Here is a 17,789-nt window from a genome sequence, read left to right on the forward strand (position 1 = left end):
GTAGGTAGGTTAGTTTTCTTCTTCAATTTCTTTATCGCCAAAGCGCTCTAGGTTGTATTTATCGTGAAGCATCTGAAAGATATAAGCCATCACCGGAATCACAAAGATTCCAAGTACAATACCACCCACCATTCCTCCGGCAGTACCTATACTTACAGAGTGATTACCTTGTGCAGATGAACCTTCAGCAAACATTAGCGGCACAAGACCCACGGTAAATGCAAGAGAAGTCATTATAATAGGTCTGATACGTAACTCACTTGCTTTAAGTACAGCATCAAAAGCTGATAATCCGGAGCGTCGTTTTTGTGCGACGAACTCCACAATAAGAATTGCATTTTTTGCGAGCAGACCTATCAACATTATGATACCTATTTGTACATAAATATTATTATCTAGCCCGGCTAAATTAATCGCAGCAAATACACCAAATATTCCCACAGGTAGTGAAAACATTACCGCAAGCGGAAGTAAGAAACTCTCATATTGTGAAGCAAGGATGAAGTAAACCAGTAGAATAATGATGATAAAAACAATCGCTGTGTCTCCCCCGGAATTCTTCTCTTCAAGACTCATACTTGTCCACTCATAGCTCAATGTTGCAGGAAGCTTCTCACTGGTTAGTTCTTCAATCTTTTTCATAACATCACCGGTACTATACCCTTTTGCCGGTGTAACGTTAATTTTTGCAGCGTTGTATAAGTTGTATCTGTTTACAACCTCTGGTCCATATGCTTGCTCTAATTTTACAAGCGTATTTACGGGTACCATCTCGTCGCGATCATTTTTTACAAAAATGCTATTGAACGATTCCGGAGATTCTCTAAACTGAATATCAGATTGCATATACACACCATACTGTCTGCTAAACCTGTTGAAATCTCCCGGTTGTACACGACCAAAATATGACTGAATCGTAAACATCATATCTTTTACGCTAACCCCTAAAGCTTTTGCTTTTTCGTAGTCAATATCTAAACGATACTGAGGGAAATTAGGGTTAAAGGCGGTAAACGCATTACCCACCTCTTTTTCATTGTTCAGTGTATTGATAAACTCATTTACAATCTGACCAAATTCTCCCAAGTCACCGTCAGAACGGTCTTGAAGCATAAACTGAACCCCATCAAAATTACCAAAACCTTGTATTGTTGGTCGTGGGTACATATTAAAATCGGTTTCATCTATCTGATCTAGTTTGCCTAAAAGATTGTCTATAACTTCTGAAATTTCTTCGATGTCACCACGCTCTGCAGCTGGCTTTAATTGAACATACCCCAATCCAGAAGATGGACTGTTAGCATTATCAACCACATTAAAACCAGAAACGGTGTTAACTCCTTTTACAGCCTCATCCAGTTGTAGAATAGAATCTGCTTTACGCAATGCAGCATTGGTACGATGTAATGAAGAACCTTCTGGCATTTTCATGGAGAAAATCAAAAAGTTATCATCTTCTGTAGGAATAAAAGCACTCGGAGTGATTTTAGAAAGAAACACTGTCGCAGCAATTATCGCAGCAAGTGCACCTACACCAACCCATTTATGCAATAAGAACCAACGTACGATTTTTAGGTATTTTCCGGTGAATTTGTCAAAACCAGAGTCGAACTTACGAAGACCCTTACGGCGCATAATTTTGGCTTTACGTACTTGTCTTATTTCAGAAACTGTCTTCGCCATTCCGCGTTTTTTGTTGTCACGTTTTTTCTTTCCGAAGAAAATTTTAGTAAGAACAGGAGTAAGGGTTAATGCGTTTATTGCTGAAATTAAAACGGCAAAAATAATTGTATAAGCAAACTCTTGATAGAATACACCTACAGGTCCACTTAAAAATGCCACAGGAAGGAATACCGCTGCAATCACAACCGTAATTGATATAATTGCACCCGTGATTTCATCCATCGCAGCAGAAACCGCTCGTTTGGCCGAAAGACCATGATGGGTCATTTTCTCATGTATGGCTTCCATTACGACAATGGCATCATCCACTACAATACCTATCGCCAGAACAAGCGATAGCATACTCAACACGTTCATTGAAGCGCCAATAATATTGAGGAAAAAGAATGTACCTAATAGTGAAACCGGAATCGAAATCGCAGTAATAATGGTTGCTCTAAAATCCTGAAGGAAAATAAAAACCACGATGAACACCAAAATAAATGCTTCTACTAAGGTGTGCATTACCTGACTCATCGACTCATCAATCTGGTCACGAACACTGTATGTTATCTCATAATCTATACCTTCAGGGAATAATTTTTTCTGTTCTTCGAGTATTTCACGAATGCGCTCATCAATGGTTTTTGCGTTAGCACCATTCATTTGCACAATATCTATGGTAACCGAAGCTTTTCCGTCGAGGCGATTTTCACTGGTATAGTTAGAAGCTCCAAATTCTATGCGAGCAATATCTTTTAAATGCAGTTGCGCACCGTCGTCGTTAGTTTTAATAACAAGATTTTCATATTCTTCAATTTCATTAAAACGCCCGTCGTATTTCATCACGATCTCAAAAAGCTCGTCTGAGTTTTCACCAAATTTACCTGGTGCGGCCTCAAAGTTTTGATCTTTTATCTGATTAAAAACTTCACGCGGAGTGAGGTTGTACGAAGCCATTTTTTGTGGATTCAACCAGATACGCATCGCGTAATCTCGCTGACGTAGAATTGAAGCTTCGGCTAAACCTTCAACCCGTTTCAGTTCCCGACGTATATTGATACGTGTATAAGCATTCAAGAAGGTCTCGTCGTAGGTAGAATCTTTACTGAAGATATTGATCGTCATGATACTACCTTTCATACGTTTGGTTACCGAAATACCGGCTTCTGTAACTTCCGGAGGAATTTTTTCAGTAATGACAGAGATTCTATTTTGAATATCTACCGCTGCCTGATCAGGATTGGTTCCTGGCTTAAAGTAGATGGTAACACGCCCTCTACCGGAGTTAGTTGCAGTAGAGTTTGCGTAGGTCATATTCTCGGTACCGTTAAGGGCTTCTTCAATAGGCAGTAAAACCGATTTTGCAACGGTTTCTGCGTTACCACCGGGATAATAAACAGCAACACTCACACTTGGAGGCGCAATCTCAGGGAAACGCTCTACGGGTAACGAAGTGATACTGGCAGCACCTGCAAGCACCAAAACTATTGTGATAACCAGCGTAAAAACTGGTTTCTTTATGATTTTTTTGAACATAGGTTAGTTGTTTCGGTATTGATTAAATACGAAATATTCTAATTGAGAAATGTTGAGGATAGCTTACAGACTACTGGTTAACTGACCCCGTTGTATGGGTTTTACCTTGATTCCGCTTGCCAACTTATCAATTCCGGAAAGCACTATGCGATCGTCTGGAGATAAGCTTTTAGAATCTACAATGTAGTTATCTCCTGAACGTCCTTTAGTAATAATCTCACGACGTTGAGCGAGGTTGTTTTCATCTAAAATAAAAACGAACTTCTTATCCTGAATAAAAGTTGTTGCGCTTTGAGGAACCAAAATCGCACTAGGATAAATTTCTTCCATTAAGATTTTACCGGTATTACCAGAACGTAATAAGGTATCAGGATTATTGAATTTTGCACGAAGCATAATAGAACCTGTGGTACGGTCTATCTGACCAGAATTGGCATCGATCTGACCGCTGTTCTCGTAGATAGAACCATCAGCCAAAACCAATTTCACTTCATCGTTAACTCGGTTTGATAAGGTATCATTTTTAGCGCGTTCAAAGTATAAATAGTCTGATTCACTCATAGAAAAGTAAACATAAATATCATTTACATTAGATAAATTAGTAAGCGGTTCAGAATCTGTTTGTTTCACCACGTTACCTATAGACTTAGGAATACGTCCCATAAAGCCATTTACAGGTGCTTTAATGGTTGTAAAGTCAAGATTGATACGCATGTTTGCTGCTTGTGATTGCGCTTGTTGTAATGAAGATAATGCGACCTGATAATCTGCTTTTACAGATTTCATACGCACTTCAGAAATAACCTCATTGTCTATAAGCGGTTGTAAGCGCTCCACATCACTTTGAGCCTTTTCTAATTTTGCTTTTTCAAGATTTACATTAGCCACAGCATTTTTATAATCTTCCATATACGGTTGACTATTCACTTTAAATAATGGCTGTCCTTTTGTTACAAACTCACCTTCATCAACATATATTTCTTCTAAAATACCATCAACCTGAGGACGAATCTCAACAGATTCAACGCCTTCTATAGAACCAACATATTCAAAATTCTTAGCAGCACTGGTTTCTTTTAAAGAAATAACTGGTAAAGGTAATCCTTCATTTTCTACTTCTTCTTCTCTACACGAATTTAAAACTATAAGACCGAGTAATAGAGCAAAAAAACTAAAGCTACGCGGAGTAGTATACATATTTTTCATTTCATTTTTTATTTAGGTTTCCATTTATAATTAACCAATAACTAAACCTAAATAGGATACTCATCGTGTGATGCTTGCTTTACAAGGGATTAGCGTTGTTTTTGTAAAATGAGTTTATGTAATGCCACAAAAAAGTGTAGAATTTCTCCACACTTTTGTGGAGAAATTCTGCGGAAAATAAAGTGATTTAAAAATCACACAACATCTCGAAAACGTTGTCGTTGCTGGGTTATGACACATTTTGAATAGTTTTAGATGTAATTTTTGAAACAAAAAAACCGCACTAAGGCGGCTTGAACTATTCTGAGAATGAGATTTTTTTTAACTAGTGATCTGAGAAAATACAAATAGCATTTCGGTTGCGATTTGAAGACTGCGTTCTTGATATTTTTCAGTTTGTTGTGGCGTGTTGTCAAATACTTTTGGGTCTTCAAAAGTAATAGGAATACGTTTTGCGGCGCCGGGAACAAATGGGCACGCTTCATTAGCCGAGTCACACGTCAACACAGCAGCAAAGTCTGATGCAGGATTGAAAGCATCATCTAGCTTTTTTGAAAATCCAATTATAGGGTGCTCGTTTTCAGCATACTTTATACTGTACACGGGGTTCTCGTTTGTAGAAAGTTGGTTGATCTGAAAACCAGCTTTTTTAAGTGTCTGTACAATCATAGGGAATAGGGCAGTGGCTTCAGTTCCTCCAGAGTAGCACGTCACATTTTTAAAAGTTAAATAAGTTGCGATAGTCTGCGCCCAAACTTGAGACAGATGACTACGTCTGGAGTTATGCGTGCAAATAAAATTGATGCGAATTTCCTCCTTAGCATTCACTTTAGCTTGAATAAAATCAGCTAAAGGTTGTAGAACTGCTTTGCGTTCATCAGAGACTGTTTTTAGATCTAACTGATTAATGGTTTTTACCAGTTCTGAGAAAAGTTTTGTTGAAGTATTCATTTTAAAATTTAAGGATTAACAACAGCCTCCACCCGGAGTACAAGTATTAGTAGAATTTAAATTAGCCATTTTTAATTTAGGCTTTTCAGCAGGAATGCCACATTGATCTTTTGCCAAACAATCCGTTTGTTTGTTAACTAAAAGGAATTTTGACCCATCAAATTCTAAGGTAAACGTTTCAATACTGCGTCCCTGATATTCAACTTCAACAGCTAGGTTTTCATCAATATTTAGTTTCTCTTCTGAAAGCTCAATAATTTGAACCAGCTTCTCAGGATGCAATCTGTGATCGTAGTCATTAGCATTCCATAATTGAAAGTTAACCACTTCTTCTTTCCGAATAACACCACCACAATCTATAAAGTGTTTGGATACGTTACCCACTTCCGTAACGTGAAAATGACCCGGTACGAGTTCGCCATCAGGTAACTGAAAGGAAATTGTTTTTAAATTTTTGAGATGATTTTTTACTTCTGCAAGTTTCATAGTCACTAGATTTTATTGTTATATTCCGATTAATCACTGCAAAATTTTTAGCATCAATCTTGATTTTTAGTTAAGTCTTAAACGAGAAATTGATTTATAACTGCTTTCATTGGTATCTATATTTCCCTTTATCAGACCTACTTGTTTCAATTCTTTCAAATGTTGAGAAATGCTAGGTTGTACAAGACCTATTTCGTTCACAAGATCTCCAAAAACACAACAGTTGATTTTAAACAGGTGTTCTAAAATGACAACCCGTACTTGATGACCAAAATACTTTAGCAAATGTTGCTATCGTATTTTGTTGAGGTGTAAATTAGGCTTGATCCATATTTCAGACTTAGTTAATCGCATTATTATTTGTTTATTGCAATATTACGATTAATAAGTGTTTAGAAACTATTAAATCAATGTAAAAAGAATCTAAATATCTCAATAATAAAAAGCGGCATCCTTAATTGATGTCGCTTTTTTATCACCCCTTTGCGAACTAGCTCTTTCCAAGTAAAAGCATAATGATACCACACTGAAACCACAGTGAACCCACACTCCTACCACACTTTACCACAAAATCTGTGGGTGAATGTGGTTTGAGCACGGACTGACTTTGGGCTTACCTATAAGCATTCCTATCTTATCAATAGTATATGTATAGTTATTGGGATTATGCGAATAGCTTAGGATAAGCTGCAATTAGCCATTGAAGCCCTACAGGGGCTAAGAATCAAGTATCGATGGGAAGCTTTAGACCTGGAAAATCTTTTAATGCAAAAATAAAAGCCTTTAGGGCTCAGTTTAGAGGAGTGAAAAATGTAGAATTTCTTAGTGTTGATCCAAGGAAACTTAAGAATTGCTAATTAAAATAAGCCAATTGAAAAAGGCTTCACATTGTTGTGAAGCCTTTTATCAAGTAGCGAGAGGGGGGCACGATCCCCCGACCTCCGGGTTATGAAAATTCAAAATCGCACTCCAAATTACATAAAAAGTACTCAAAATCAATTAGTTAGATAAAATTCTATTTTACATAATATCAATTGATATCAAGGAAAATGGCAATTTGTTGTACCTATGTTGTACCTAAAATTTAGTAATTTAATGGTCTAATTTTCAGATTATGGCCTCTATTCAAACAGTACTTAGAAACAAACCAAATGCTAGATTGTTGTACCCAATCGCCATCAGAATTACAAAAGACAGAAAAACTTCCTACATTTTTACAGGCCAGTATATTGATAAAATGCAATGGAACCAGCAAAAAGGTTTGGTTAGGAAGTCACATCCTGACGCGATTTCCATTAACCAGCTTATTCTGTCAAAGTTGAGTGAAGCAAATAAGCGACTGCTTCTTGCAGAGTCCGAGAAAGAATATCAATCTGTTTCAGCTATTAAAACTAATATCGTAAAAAAAGATCGATTTGATTTTTTTAGTGCAGTAAAGATTCAATTGCGACGGCTTGAAGAGCGTGGTCAGTTTCATCAACGGGATGTTGTAAAAAGCAGAATGAATAAGTTCAAGGCTTTTGCCAAATCCGATAAATTACACTTCAATGAAATAACTGTTGACCTTTTAAAACGTTTTGAAGCCTATCTTAAAAATGAGATTGGTTTAGCGCATCGCACTACAGTAAACTATATGATTGCAATAAGAACTATTTATAATATAGCAATAGGAGAGAAGTGGGCAGAACGTAATCATTATCCCTTTGGTAGAGGGGGTTATACTATTAAATTTCTAGAATCAGATAAAGTAGGGCTTAATGTCGAAGAAGTGAAACTTTTAGAAAATGCTCAAGGCTTAACTCCATCCCAACAGCATGCATTGAATATATGGTTAATCAGTTTTTACTTCGCAGGAATACGAGTAGGGGATGTATTGCAATTGAAATGGTCTGATTTTATTGACAATAGATTACGTTATAGAATGGGAAAAAACCAAAAGTTAGTTTCTTTAAAAATTCCTGAAAAGGCAAAACCTATACTAGAATATTATAAGAGTTTGGCTGAGGACGATTTTGTATTTCAGGAGTTACGTTTTGTAGATCCTAAAGATGCTAAAACACTCCGTACACGAATTAAAACGGTTACCCGCACCTGCAATCGTCATTTAAAAAAGATTGCTGAGCATCTAGGAATTTCTAAAAGCCTGAGTATGCATATCGCTCGTCATAGCTTTGGTAACATTTCCGGGAGTAAAATTCCCATTCAAATGTTACAGAAATTATACCGGCATTCATCAGTGACTACTACGATTATGTATCAATCCAATTTCATGCAGGATGATGTAGATGATGCATTAGATAGTGTGGTGAATTTCTAATCTTTTCTAAAGCAGAGCAAATTCTAGTTCGGAAAATAAAAGTAATTTAGAGTTCTTAGCAAGCTATTTTTTAGAATTTGAAATTAAATATATGCATATGGATAAACTTTCAAAATACGAAGTATACATCATCAGCGCACTAGCGCACGGAGCTACCATCATCCAGACGAGAAAAGTATTACGTCATTATAAGTTAAGACCTTATTCTGAAAGTAGCATCGATAAAAAACTCTCTGAGCTTCGTAAACGATACCAGTGCAAAACAACCTTTCAATTGATCTATAAATTGAGAAATAGAGTAGAGACGATGGATCTTGAGGAGGTTTTAAAGTAATTTAGATGTCCAGTTTTTTATAGAAAAAACTGGACATCTAATAATTGAAAAGTTAGAAATTTGCGGGCATCTATGGGGGCTCACAGCTATATATAAAGCTTACACCTACACTAGCTTTGATATGAGGGTTAGTATAAGTTCAGATATTGATCGTCTTGATAAAGAGTATTCAAAAACTTCATATTCTTTAGACCCTATTCTTCTTATAGTTTTCAGCTTGCTCGAATATTTCAGAATAGACTTCATCGCGTTCAACTGGAGGATATCCAAATTCATCCAATAAAAGAATAAGACCAACCTTCAAAGCCGACTTGATATCCTCACGCTTATTCCAATCTGGAAATTTAGCTTGACTATCTACGAGCTCCTTTACTTTTTTTGCCAGGTCGATCATTTTCTCTTTAGGGTAGGAAAAATCATACTTGGCACATAATTCCTTTAAAATATCGTAAAATGCTTTGACCTCAAAATCAATTCCTAGATCATCACCAGATTTAAATTCTTTGTAAACATCCCAAATCAAATCAGTAAGCTGATCGGCCATCTCTTCATACACCTCGCTACGAAGCACATTGTTTTCATCTCTTTGATTGTATTTATGAACTAAGGCTTCCATTTTTTTAGAGAAGTCGGTTCCTTTTACCTTATTCACTTTTTTCATTTCTCCAATAGCACGGGCTAAGAGCTGCTGAAGCAATTTAATTTTAGTATTGGGCAATTTGATTTTGTCAATTTTGGCAAGATAATCTTCATCAAATAAGTCTTGCTCCTTTTCTACATCTTCCCCGAGTTTAAATATTTCATCAACGCCATCACTTTGTAGGGCATCTTTAATCATATCCCTTACTCTTGCGTTCATTTGAGCGGTGTCTGGGGCATCACCTTTAGTCAGTTTAAAAACAATAGAGCGTATTGCGAGATAAAAATGGGTGTAGTCTCTTTCTAGCTGTGTAAGTTCCTCACTACCTGCACAAATATCATAGGCAGCTTTAAGTCTTTTCACTAAACCCATAAATCGTGTCTCCAGCTCTTTAGTACGCTGTACAAATTCAGCAGCCATATTGAGTGTGTTCAATTGCTGAAGAGGTGTTCCATTAAAATAGGCTGAGCCGTCAAATTTGTGAAGGATTTTTGCAATTAAATCTAAATGATTCCGGACGATAATCAATGATTGTTTTATGTCCTCAAAATTGTCCTTATCACCTTCTGAATATTTCTTGAGGGCTAAGTTCATCTGCTTTTTGATACCTATATAATCTACTACAAGCCCCTTATTCTTACCACTGAATTTTCGATTAACCCTTGAGATTGTTTGGATTAGATTATGCTGTTGTATAGGTTTGTCAATATAAATGCTATCTAAAAAGGGCACATCAAAACCTGTTAGCCACATATCCACAACGATGGCTATTTTAAAATTGGACTTTTCATTTTTAAATTGCCGATCCAGTTCCTTTCGATAATCTTTTGTGCCTAATAACTCATACATTTCTTTTGGGTCATCTTTCCCGCGTGTCATAATCATTTTGATACGCTCCATAGGTTTGATTTCCCGCTTATCTTTATCAGTTAAAACAGCTCCTTCTTCAGCGACTCGTTTTTCATTCCATTCTGGGCGTAAGGCTATGACATTCTTGTAAAAGGCATAGGCGATTTCTCTGCTACTGCAAACAAACATGGCTTTCCCTTTGACAGTAGCTCCTTCGTTTAATCGACTCTCATAGTGTTTTACAAAGTCAGCAGCCAATTCTTGAAGGCGATCAGGATCTCCTAATATGGCATTCATATTAGCCGATTCTTTTTTACTTTGTTCTACCTGATATTCGTTAGCACCTTCTTCTTCGGCAACTTGATAATACTCCTCAATTTTTTGAAGCTCACTGTTGTGTAAAGCGATTTTTGCAGCTCTACCTTCATAAACGATTCGTACGGTAATCTCATCTTTTACCGACTCTGTCATAGTGTAGGCATCCACTACTTTCCCAAAAACATCAAGAGTAGCATCAATAGGAGTACCCGTAAAACCTACATAGGTGGCATTAGGTAACGAATCGTGTAAGTATTTAGCAAATCCGTAGGTCTTTTTTACACCCTGTTCAGTAACGCGTACCTTTTGGTCCAGATTGGTTTGACTCCGGTGGGCTTCGTCTGAAATGCAGACAATATTTGTGCGATCAGTGAGTAATTCGATATCTTCTGTGAACTTATGAATGGTAGTCAAAAAAACACCGCCACTCGCTCTGCCTTGCAATAAATCCCTGAGGTCTGCGCGGCTTTCCACACTTTGGATGGTATTGTCCCCAATAAACGTTTTTGCATTGGTAAATTGTCCAGAAAGTTGGTCGTCTAAATCCGTTCGGTCTGTGATGAGAACAATGGTGGGGTTTTCAAAATAGGCACTTTTCATCAAAAGCCTGGTGAGGTAGAGCATCGTGTAGCTTTTACCGCTACCTGTAGCGCCAAAATAGGTACCTCCTTTACCATCACCTTCTGGTTTTTGGGCTATTTTAATGGTTTCGTATAAGGCTCTGGCTGCATAATATTGCGGATATCTACAGACGATCTTTTCATCTTTTTTTGAAGTATCAGGGATATAAATAAAGTTCTGAATAACATCCCTTAAACGATTTTGATGTAGCATTCCTTGAATTAAGGTAAACATACTGTCAATGCCGTCAACATCTTTAGCCAATCCTGAAATACGTCGCCAGGCATATAAAAATTCATAAGGTGCAAAAAAAGATCCCGCTTTCGTATTAACGCCATCGCTGATGACACAAAAAGCATTGTATTTAAAGAGCTCAGGGATATCCCGTTTATATCTTGTGGTAAGTTGCACATAGGCATCATGGATTGTGCAATTTTCTTGTATAGCTGTTTTAAATTCAAATACCACAACTGGAATACCATTGACATAAATAATGCCATCGGGTATTCTTTTTTGAGAGCCCAAGATTTCTAATTGATTTACAAACCGATAGGTGTTTACATTCTCATCAGAATAATCAATAAGATAGATCCAAATATCTTTTTGGCTCCGGTCTTCGCGTTTAAAGCTAAAGCCGTCTGAAAGCCAGAGCATGGCTTTTTTGTTTGATTCGTATAAATCAGATGCAGGTAAGGTTTTTAACTGAAGCACGATAGACTGGGCTTCTGTAAGGGTCAGCCCATCACTTTGATATCGATTAAGCAAATACTCCAGTAAATCATCTTCCAGAAGTACTTCTTCGGGTAAACGTTTTAACGTGTTGCCCAAAAAATGAGGGTAACCTTCATCTCCCAATAATGCTGTAAATGCTTCCTCTAACTTTGCTTCTGTAAATTTCATAAGCTTATAAACGTTCTTCCTTTTTCTGTAAGTCTATATTTTTGGTTGCTGCTTTTGGGTTTATCAGGGATTGTAAGTTCAATTAAATTTAAGTCAAGAGCCGGTTGAATATACACTTTACGAAAGTGTTCTCGATCTGAAAGTCCTAGTTTATCCTGTAAATCCTGTCTTTTATGTTCACCGTCAAACAGGTTTAGTAGCTCTTGAACTTGCGGGGTGACTTGCGGGGTGACTTGCGGGGTGACATGCGGGGTAACTTGTTCTGCAGCAGGAAATGTCATGCGTAGAAAATTATCAGAAAAGTGAAAACAGTCTTTGCTATAGGCCGAAAGTATTCTTGGAATCCCGGAACCTAACTGTTCTACCAAATCAAGATCTTTAAAAACACGCATCAATTCCTTGTTACGCGGGACTGAAAAACCTTCAAAAAATTCACGTTCACTCAAACCTTCGGGTAAAGCGCCAGCCGAAGTAATCTCTATACGATCCGTAAAGAATTCAAACTTAGGTGCAATCTCACGGGTATAATCGTTGTGGACAAAGGCGTTAATTATTGCTTCGCGTAGGGCAATAGGATTCCAAAGCCGTTTTTCTATACGTTCTTTTGAAGTAATCTGCGTTAATGTACGGTTTTCAAGAGCTATTTTATCCAATACATTTTTAGTAGCCTTGATAATCGATACATACCCATACTCATTGCTTTCTGCTAAATCTACACGGGAATCCTTGTTGTACTTAGCAACTTTAACTGAAATGTTATTTTGATCGGCCAGGAGGTAAGCAGCATAGTTGAGATCGCCTTGTGGAGTGAGGAGTTCTAGGTTTTTTAAATACTGCTTATTGAGGGGTTTGTTTTTCTCCTGATAGTAAATGCGCAATTGTTCAAAGTTCAGATCCTGACGGTTTGCTTTGATCTTGCCTATAGAATCACGGGTACGGGAAGCAAACAGTTCCTCAATCATGCGTTGGGGCATAGGCTCTGCAGCTGTCCCAATACGTAGGTAACTGCCTTTCTCAGTCAACCCATACTTTTTCTTGAAATAGGGTTTTTCGCTACCACTGGCCACTATGATTTTAATGATTGTTTTACTGTCTTTTTCTTCTGCCACCACGTCAAATAAGCCCATAGCCGAAGGGGAGATGTTGTTTTTAATACGGTCTTTTATTTTAAGCATATCGGCATCCGGGTCTGCTACACCTAGGGTGTTGGCGTGTTTATCAATACCAATATAAACCAAACCGCCCTCATGGTAGTTTAAAAAGGCTACCACTTCTTTTTCCAAATCTACCTCTTTGGTGAGTTGAGCTTTGTATTCTATGCGGTTGGTCTCTGTCATATTTCTTTATTCTTTTCCTTCGAAATCGGATTCAATTTTTTGCGTTTTCCCCGCTATAGCACCGTGGCGCTTGGTTGTTTCCAATTTGGAAATAACCAGTTCCTTTTGCAGCTCACCGCTTTCAAAAATATTACTTAAATGCTTACTGATGGCGGGCATCCCCAACCGAAAACAATTCAGCCATTGCTTTTTGGGTTAGCCAAATGCTTTCTTCCATTAATACCACATCCAAACGGACGTCGCCAGAAGGTGTAGTGTATGGTAAAAAATTAGTTTTATCCATAACTTAAAGCTTTATATGCTATACGGCTGGTTTCTGTCATATTATCTTTTTATTCTAAGTAGATGACTAATATTCTTTTTTGTACCCAAAGGCTCTAAATATAAATTTTTGGAACATTGCTTTCAACTTCGGGATAATATTTCCTAATAGGCCAACGCCTCCTATTCCTATAATTAGTCCAACTTCATTAATTTTCGATTTAATATTTTCTGGCAAAGAGTGTAATAATTTAAATGCTCCAATTAAAAGGATTAGCAACAAAGTATTGTAAACTAAATATGTAAAAATATTAATTCGCCTTTTAAAGCGAGTTTCAAATTCTATTAAACGAGATACTTCATCTGTATCCCTAGGTAGCTTAAATTTGATTATAATATCAAATGCTCGATAATACAGAATACGTATAAAATCGTTATTAAATGATTCTTTTGTATCGCTCATTGCACTATATGCTTCATTCAACTGGTCATTCGTTATTTTAGATTTATCCAGCAAAAACAGGAATACCAAAATCATAGACTGGTTATTGGCTTTACTTTGATAGTTACCGGTCATTAAATTTTCAAAAGTGGTTGTAGTTTTACTTTTTGCTCTGTTTCGAATAACACCAAAAAGCCAGTCTTTATTACAATCAAACTTTAGCACTCCAATTACCAAAGTAAAGATCAGGAAGTCATCATGCACAAATGGTGCAGCAGAGTTCTCGGATACTTTCCGCTTTGATATTTTTATATACTGTTTATTAAAATCTGCCTTGGCATTCTTTTTTATTCCTTGTATAGAAGAGTAGTAGATAGCATCTGTTTCAGAAATCTCATTTGGCTGAGCTGCCAAGTCTTCATCAGACACCAAAGCAAAAAGAGCCTTTTGTTTAGGCTGGTCTGTGAAGCTACTTAAATAACTATGCTTCTCTTCTATAAAAACCATTTTTTCCTCTTTAAGGTGTAGTTCAGTTTATCAGCGTCCCATTCTGGTATGCTTCTCATTTTTCCAAGCAATCTTGAAATTAGATTAGAATACAACATGGTAGCCGGTTCTTCTCTTGGCAAAAAGCTTCTCCACGATAAATAAGTAAATGAATATATCTGCTGTGTGATATAGTTTAAATCATAGAACATTAAGTCTCTCAATTCTGGATCGTTATGATTTCCTTGCGGTGTTCTAAGTTTTATTTGGATTGGAGCACTCATACCGTGTTTTGCTGTCTTCAATTCTCTAGCACCGAACATCTGAACCAAACTCGTTTCATCATCAATAAAAATGTTGCTTCCCCTTTGAGGGATAAACTGTCCAATTAGTTGATTGGAACCATATTTTTTTTCACCCTGTTGACTTGCATCAAACAATACGCTCGGATGGCTTTTGCTAATCGTTACAAACGCAAACTTTATGTGGAACTGACTAATGTCTTTTACCAATTGACTGATAACATCAAACTCAACATTCTTTATGGGTTTAAAAATGTGAAAAATCAAACGCACGGTATCACCATTTTGCCATGCATATTCGTCTGAAAGACGTTCAATTGAGGTTTTTAAACTTTTAAGTAATTCTTCAAAATAGCTTTCGTAGTCCACATCTTTTACCTTATCACCTAAAAGGTATTGACCGTCGCTAGACATGAAGGTTGTAATACCTACAACACGACTACTTTCAGCTCCTTTATATATTCCGTTTCTCAACCAGCTGTGCCCTATTCCAATTACAATTTCCCTATCAACCGAGCGTTGAGCAGGCAATACCCATGGCGTACCCCCGAGCTTAGCATAGATCTGAAGTGCCAAGGGGTTAAGTATGTATTCGTTATATTTTGATATTGTTGTTGAGCGTACAAACTGTACCGGTATTTCAAGTGAGAGTAATTTTGCCTTTAATTTAAAATATGGATTCTCACGGTCGGGTAAACTTTTGAACCTATCTGGAATTTCAATGATTGCCAAATGAGGTTTTTGATCATCATAGTTTCTAATTATCCCTAAGTAATCTTCCAGTCGATAATCTGAAATTTCTCGAATATGGTAATTTACCTCCTGTAGCTCGTATTTTTTTAGTAGCCCTTTTTTAAACCAGCTTGAATTAGGTAAACCATCCTTTAAGTTATGAAGAAAGTTTGTGAATGATCCTCTATTTGCTTTATGGCAAATAGATAAAATACGTGGTTTTTTGATATCAAAAGTTAAACTATCGTAAGGCCCATAATATGATAAGCCTTGATCGGCATTTTTCGTATTTGTTTTTGTTCTTGCATGATCGTAAATAAACGTAGGCGTTTGCAAGTTCATACTGTTTTGAACCTGCACCGGAGTAGTATCAACCTTGTAGCAAAATCCATCCTTATTTTGAAACAGAACGGGATTGCCATTATCAGAAAATAGATGCTTGGCAATATTGCTTATTTCACTGAACTGATGTACGGGATTTTGTTTTTTGATACGCTCCTGACTAACAGCTCTTAAAATTTGATTGCACTTTGGCTCACCAATAGTGAAATTCAAATAAGCCTGAATGTTACGTTTGGTTTTGCGAATAAAAAGCTCTTGTAACGGATAGCTCTTTTCACCCTCACTTGTAGATACAATGGCGGTATTTCCATTGATGGATTGCAAAGAACCCACAAAGTCTTCGTTCGGAGCAAGTACATTGTCTAATCCCGGAAGTGTTTCGGTATGTAACACCTCAAAATCTGTTAAATTAAATCCCTCTTGATGTAATTCAAGGCACGAGATACTAAATACCCAGTTTCTTCGGATATTAACCACAAAGGCAAGCCCTTTGGTATTATTAATATTCGTTTCTCGAAGCTGAACTTCGATAAGTTTTTTGAAGGCTATTTTATGTTTAAGCTTTTCAGGCAGATACATTAAAATCAAATCATCTTTTTCCTGACTAGAGTAAAATCGAAAAGGATAAAAATCTACCGGAATGAATCCTTGAAAGCGGTCTTTAAAAGTTCTAAAAAACAGGTGTTTTACCAATGATGCAGTAACCTTACCATCACCATATACTGAACGTCTTTCAATTTTTCCGGTCAGTTGGTTTTCTTCATCTTCCTTATTGGACATTACAATTAAATTACCGTCCCTAAAAAACGAATACGAAGCATTATGCGTTTTCCTTAATTCCTGCAAACGTTCATCAGAATACACCTTTGTTATTATGTGATAAGAACTAAAATCAAACTGTATTGGGAAATAATTTAATTGCATAATACTTTTTTATTTGAAGTCGCTTTTTCCACCTTACTCATTTTACTTAACAACACCGATTGAAGTGTTACTAGAGCTTTTGATTGAATTTTATTAGTTTTGATTTGGCTGTAAATTTTTGAAGTCATGACAGAATAATTTTTTAGCAAATATTCAGAAGGTATCAATGTTTCATAAGAGGAAATATCAGGAACAGTAAGTTGACCTTGTGCAGAACTACTGTTATCAAATTTGAAATCTTTAATACATTCATATATGTAGTACAACTCAAAGGAATTTTGTGGGGTCACTACAATTAGCCTTACGATTGGAAAAAAAGGATCTTCTCGTAAAACGGTGTATCCAATTATAGCCCCTCTCGCTGATATTGTTATACTTTTTTCGGATATATTTGGTTTTTAGTAAAAACCGGGATCACTATAGGTTTTATGAGTGTTTTAGAATTCTCTATATAATCCAACTCCCAAATCCATTTGGGTTCTTTTTGTCTGGCCTCGTTAGGTTCGCAATCCCATAGCTTAAGAAGATCTTTTTTAGTATTACCGGAGTGAAGTATAGTTTCTAAAGTTACGGTTAACAGCTTAAACATATGAATGTGATCATCATCAGGGGCTTCAAATCTTTCAAACCCGCATTTTCTCCAAAAGCCTTCAGATTCCGCCGGAGCGCAATATAATTTAACTGCAAGGGCTCCTTGAGTTTTTAGGTAATCTAGCGTATCAAGAATAAATGGCTTTCCCAGTCCTTGACCACGCTTACCGGGTGTTAGTTCGGCAAGATCAATCGTAGCGATTTCATGATCAATATCAAAAACTACAAAGCCTATCGCTGCATTGCTCTGTTTAAGTACAATCAGTTTTTGTTCTTCAAATGCTTCTTCTATTAGGTGCCAATGTTGTATAAACCTGCTGAAACCGTCTGTATATGCTTGTTGCAACCAGATTTTGAGTTGAGCAAGATGAGTTTTATTGGGTGTCAGATCTGTGGTCATCCCTATTGTTAATTAATTTTAGAATATTGCTATTCCCCAAATATTGCCATAATTGGGGATCGTAATCCCTGAAAATAGAATAAATATTATATTGATAAATCTGAATAGCGCTTATTTATGGATAGGTATGGCTTTCAAGTTTTGTATAA

At 36.7% G+C, this 17,789-nt stretch carries 14 protein-coding genes and 1 pseudogene; 2 read left to right on the plus strand and 13 right to left on the minus strand.

Going from position 1 to position 17,789, the window contains the following annotated elements; translation table 11 throughout:
- Nucleotides 1-9: 9 nt before the first annotated feature.
- The 5 genes and pseudogenes from BUB91_RS13485 to BUB91_RS13505 form a co-directional block, all read right to left on the minus strand.
- Nucleotides 10-3,201, minus strand: coding sequence for an efflux RND transporter permease subunit (locus tag BUB91_RS13485; RefSeq protein WP_073099820.1), 3,192 nt, complete (start codon nucleotides 3,199-3,201; stop codon nucleotides 10-12).
- 63 nt (nucleotides 3,202-3,264) lie between these two features.
- Nucleotides 3,265-4,407: an efflux RND transporter periplasmic adaptor subunit gene (locus tag BUB91_RS13490; protein ID WP_073099821.1), complete on the minus strand. Its 1,143-nt coding sequence runs from the start codon at nucleotides 4,405-4,407 to the stop codon at nucleotides 3,265-3,267.
- 321 nt (nucleotides 4,408-4,728) lie between these two features.
- On the minus strand, nucleotides 4,729-5,358 hold the full coding sequence (locus tag BUB91_RS13495; protein WP_073099822.1) for an arsenate-mycothiol transferase ArsC: 630 nt from the start codon (nucleotides 5,356-5,358) through the stop codon (nucleotides 4,729-4,731).
- 15 nt (nucleotides 5,359-5,373) lie between these two features.
- A complete protein-coding gene (locus BUB91_RS13500) occupies nucleotides 5,374-5,844 on the minus strand; it encodes a DUF6428 family protein (RefSeq protein ID WP_073099823.1) in 471 nt (156 codons plus the stop codon).
- Nucleotides 5,845-5,940: 96 nt separating this feature from the next.
- A pseudogene (locus BUB91_RS13505) lies at nucleotides 5,941-6,139 on the minus strand (ArsR/SmtB family transcription factor); the annotation flags it as partial.
- 819 nt (nucleotides 6,140-6,958) lie between these two features.
- On the opposite strand from BUB91_RS13505, the gene BUB91_RS13510 reads away from it, so the two are divergent.
- Both BUB91_RS13510 and BUB91_RS13515 read left to right on the plus strand, forming a co-directional pair.
- Entirely contained in the window at nucleotides 6,959-8,161 is a 1,203-nt protein-coding gene (locus BUB91_RS13510; protein ID WP_073099824.1) for a site-specific integrase, read from the plus strand.
- A gap of 97 nt (nucleotides 8,162-8,258) precedes the next feature.
- A complete protein-coding gene (locus tag BUB91_RS13515) occupies nucleotides 8,259-8,495 on the plus strand; it encodes a hypothetical protein (protein ID WP_073099825.1) in 237 nt (78 codons plus the stop codon).
- Between the two features lie 187 nt (nucleotides 8,496-8,682).
- Here the strand turns inward: BUB91_RS13515 and BUB91_RS13520 are convergent, their stop codons facing one another.
- The 8 genes from BUB91_RS13520 to BUB91_RS13545 form a co-directional block, all read right to left on the minus strand.
- Nucleotides 8,683-11,823, minus strand: a complete 3,141-nt coding sequence (locus BUB91_RS13520; protein ID WP_073099826.1) for a type I restriction endonuclease subunit R — start codon at nucleotides 11,821-11,823, stop codon at nucleotides 8,683-8,685.
- Nucleotides 11,820-13,160, minus strand: coding sequence for a Fic family protein (locus tag BUB91_RS13525; RefSeq protein WP_073099827.1), 1,341 nt, complete (start codon nucleotides 13,158-13,160; stop codon nucleotides 11,820-11,822). Before BUB91_RS13525 ends, BUB91_RS13520 begins: the two co-directional genes overlap by 4 nt.
- A 6-nt stretch (nucleotides 13,161-13,166) precedes the next feature.
- Entirely contained in the window at nucleotides 13,167-13,319 is a 153-nt protein-coding gene (locus tag BUB91_RS21155) for a virulence RhuM family protein (RefSeq protein WP_206635275.1), read from the minus strand.
- Nucleotides 13,303-13,443, minus strand: coding sequence for a virulence RhuM family protein (locus BUB91_RS21060; protein ID WP_175551010.1), 141 nt, complete (start codon nucleotides 13,441-13,443; stop codon nucleotides 13,303-13,305). The genes BUB91_RS21155 and BUB91_RS21060 overlap by 17 nt, the downstream gene beginning before the upstream one ends.
- A gap of 66 nt (nucleotides 13,444-13,509) precedes the next feature.
- A complete protein-coding gene (locus BUB91_RS13530) occupies nucleotides 13,510-14,370 on the minus strand; it encodes a hypothetical protein (RefSeq protein ID WP_073099828.1) in 861 nt (286 codons plus the stop codon).
- Nucleotides 14,358-16,649 carry a Piwi domain-containing protein gene (locus tag BUB91_RS13535; RefSeq protein ID WP_073099829.1) on the minus strand — a complete coding sequence of 764 codons (2,292 nt, stop codon included), beginning with the start codon at nucleotides 16,647-16,649 and terminating at the stop codon, nucleotides 14,358-14,360. The genes BUB91_RS13530 and BUB91_RS13535 overlap by 13 nt, the downstream gene beginning before the upstream one ends.
- Nucleotides 16,640-17,038, minus strand: coding sequence for a restriction endonuclease subunit S (locus tag BUB91_RS13540; protein ID WP_083557950.1), 399 nt, complete (start codon nucleotides 17,036-17,038; stop codon nucleotides 16,640-16,642). The genes BUB91_RS13535 and BUB91_RS13540 overlap by 10 nt, the downstream gene beginning before the upstream one ends.
- Nucleotides 17,020-17,640, minus strand: coding sequence for a GNAT family N-acetyltransferase (locus tag BUB91_RS13545; protein ID WP_073099831.1), 621 nt, complete (start codon nucleotides 17,638-17,640; stop codon nucleotides 17,020-17,022). The genes BUB91_RS13540 and BUB91_RS13545 overlap by 19 nt, the downstream gene beginning before the upstream one ends.
- Nucleotides 17,641-17,789: the final 149 nt, after the last annotated feature.

The sequence above is a fragment of the Leeuwenhoekiella marinoflava DSM 3653 genome (assembly GCF_900129005.1).
Classification (GTDB): Bacteria; Bacteroidota; Bacteroidia; order Flavobacteriales; family Flavobacteriaceae; genus Leeuwenhoekiella; species Leeuwenhoekiella marinoflava.

Coding starts and splice junctions, on each gene's coding strand:
- BUB91_RS13500 (WP_073099823.1), bottom strand. CDS start 5,844: ATGAAACTTGCAGAAGTAAAAAATCATCTCAAAAATTTAAAAACAATT.
- BUB91_RS13525 (WP_073099827.1), bottom strand. CDS start 13,160: ATGACAGAGACCAACCGCATAGAATACAAAGCTCAACTCACCAAAGAG.
- BUB91_RS13515 (WP_073099825.1), top strand. CDS start 8,259: ATGGATAAACTTTCAAAATACGAAGTATACATCATCAGCGCACTAGCG.
- BUB91_RS21060 (WP_175551010.1), bottom strand. CDS start 13,443: ATGGATAAAACTAATTTTTTACCATACACTACACCTTCTGGCGACGTC.
- BUB91_RS13520 (WP_073099826.1), bottom strand. CDS start 11,823: ATGAAATTTACAGAAGCAAAGTTAGAGGAAGCATTTACAGCATTATTG.
- BUB91_RS21155 (WP_206635275.1), bottom strand. CDS start 13,319: ATGCCCGCCATCAGTAAGCATTTAAGTAATATTTTTGAAAGCGGTGAG.
- BUB91_RS13495 (WP_073099822.1), bottom strand. CDS start 5,358: ATGAATACTTCAACAAAACTTTTCTCAGAACTGGTAAAAACCATTAAT.
- BUB91_RS13490 (WP_073099821.1), bottom strand. CDS start 4,407: ATGAAAAATATGTATACTACTCCGCGTAGCTTTAGTTTTTTTGCTCTA.
- BUB91_RS13530 (WP_073099828.1), bottom strand. CDS start 14,370: ATGGTTTTTATAGAAGAGAAGCATAGTTATTTAAGTAGCTTCACAGAC.
- BUB91_RS13535 (WP_073099829.1), bottom strand. CDS start 16,649: ATGCAATTAAATTATTTCCCAATACAGTTTGATTTTAGTTCTTATCAC.
- BUB91_RS13485 (WP_073099820.1), bottom strand. CDS start 3,201: ATGTTCAAAAAAATCATAAAGAAACCAGTTTTTACGCTGGTTATCACA.
- BUB91_RS13510 (WP_073099824.1), top strand. CDS start 6,959: ATGGCCTCTATTCAAACAGTACTTAGAAACAAACCAAATGCTAGATTG.
- BUB91_RS13545 (WP_073099831.1), bottom strand. CDS start 17,640: ATGACCACAGATCTGACACCCAATAAAACTCATCTTGCTCAACTCAAA.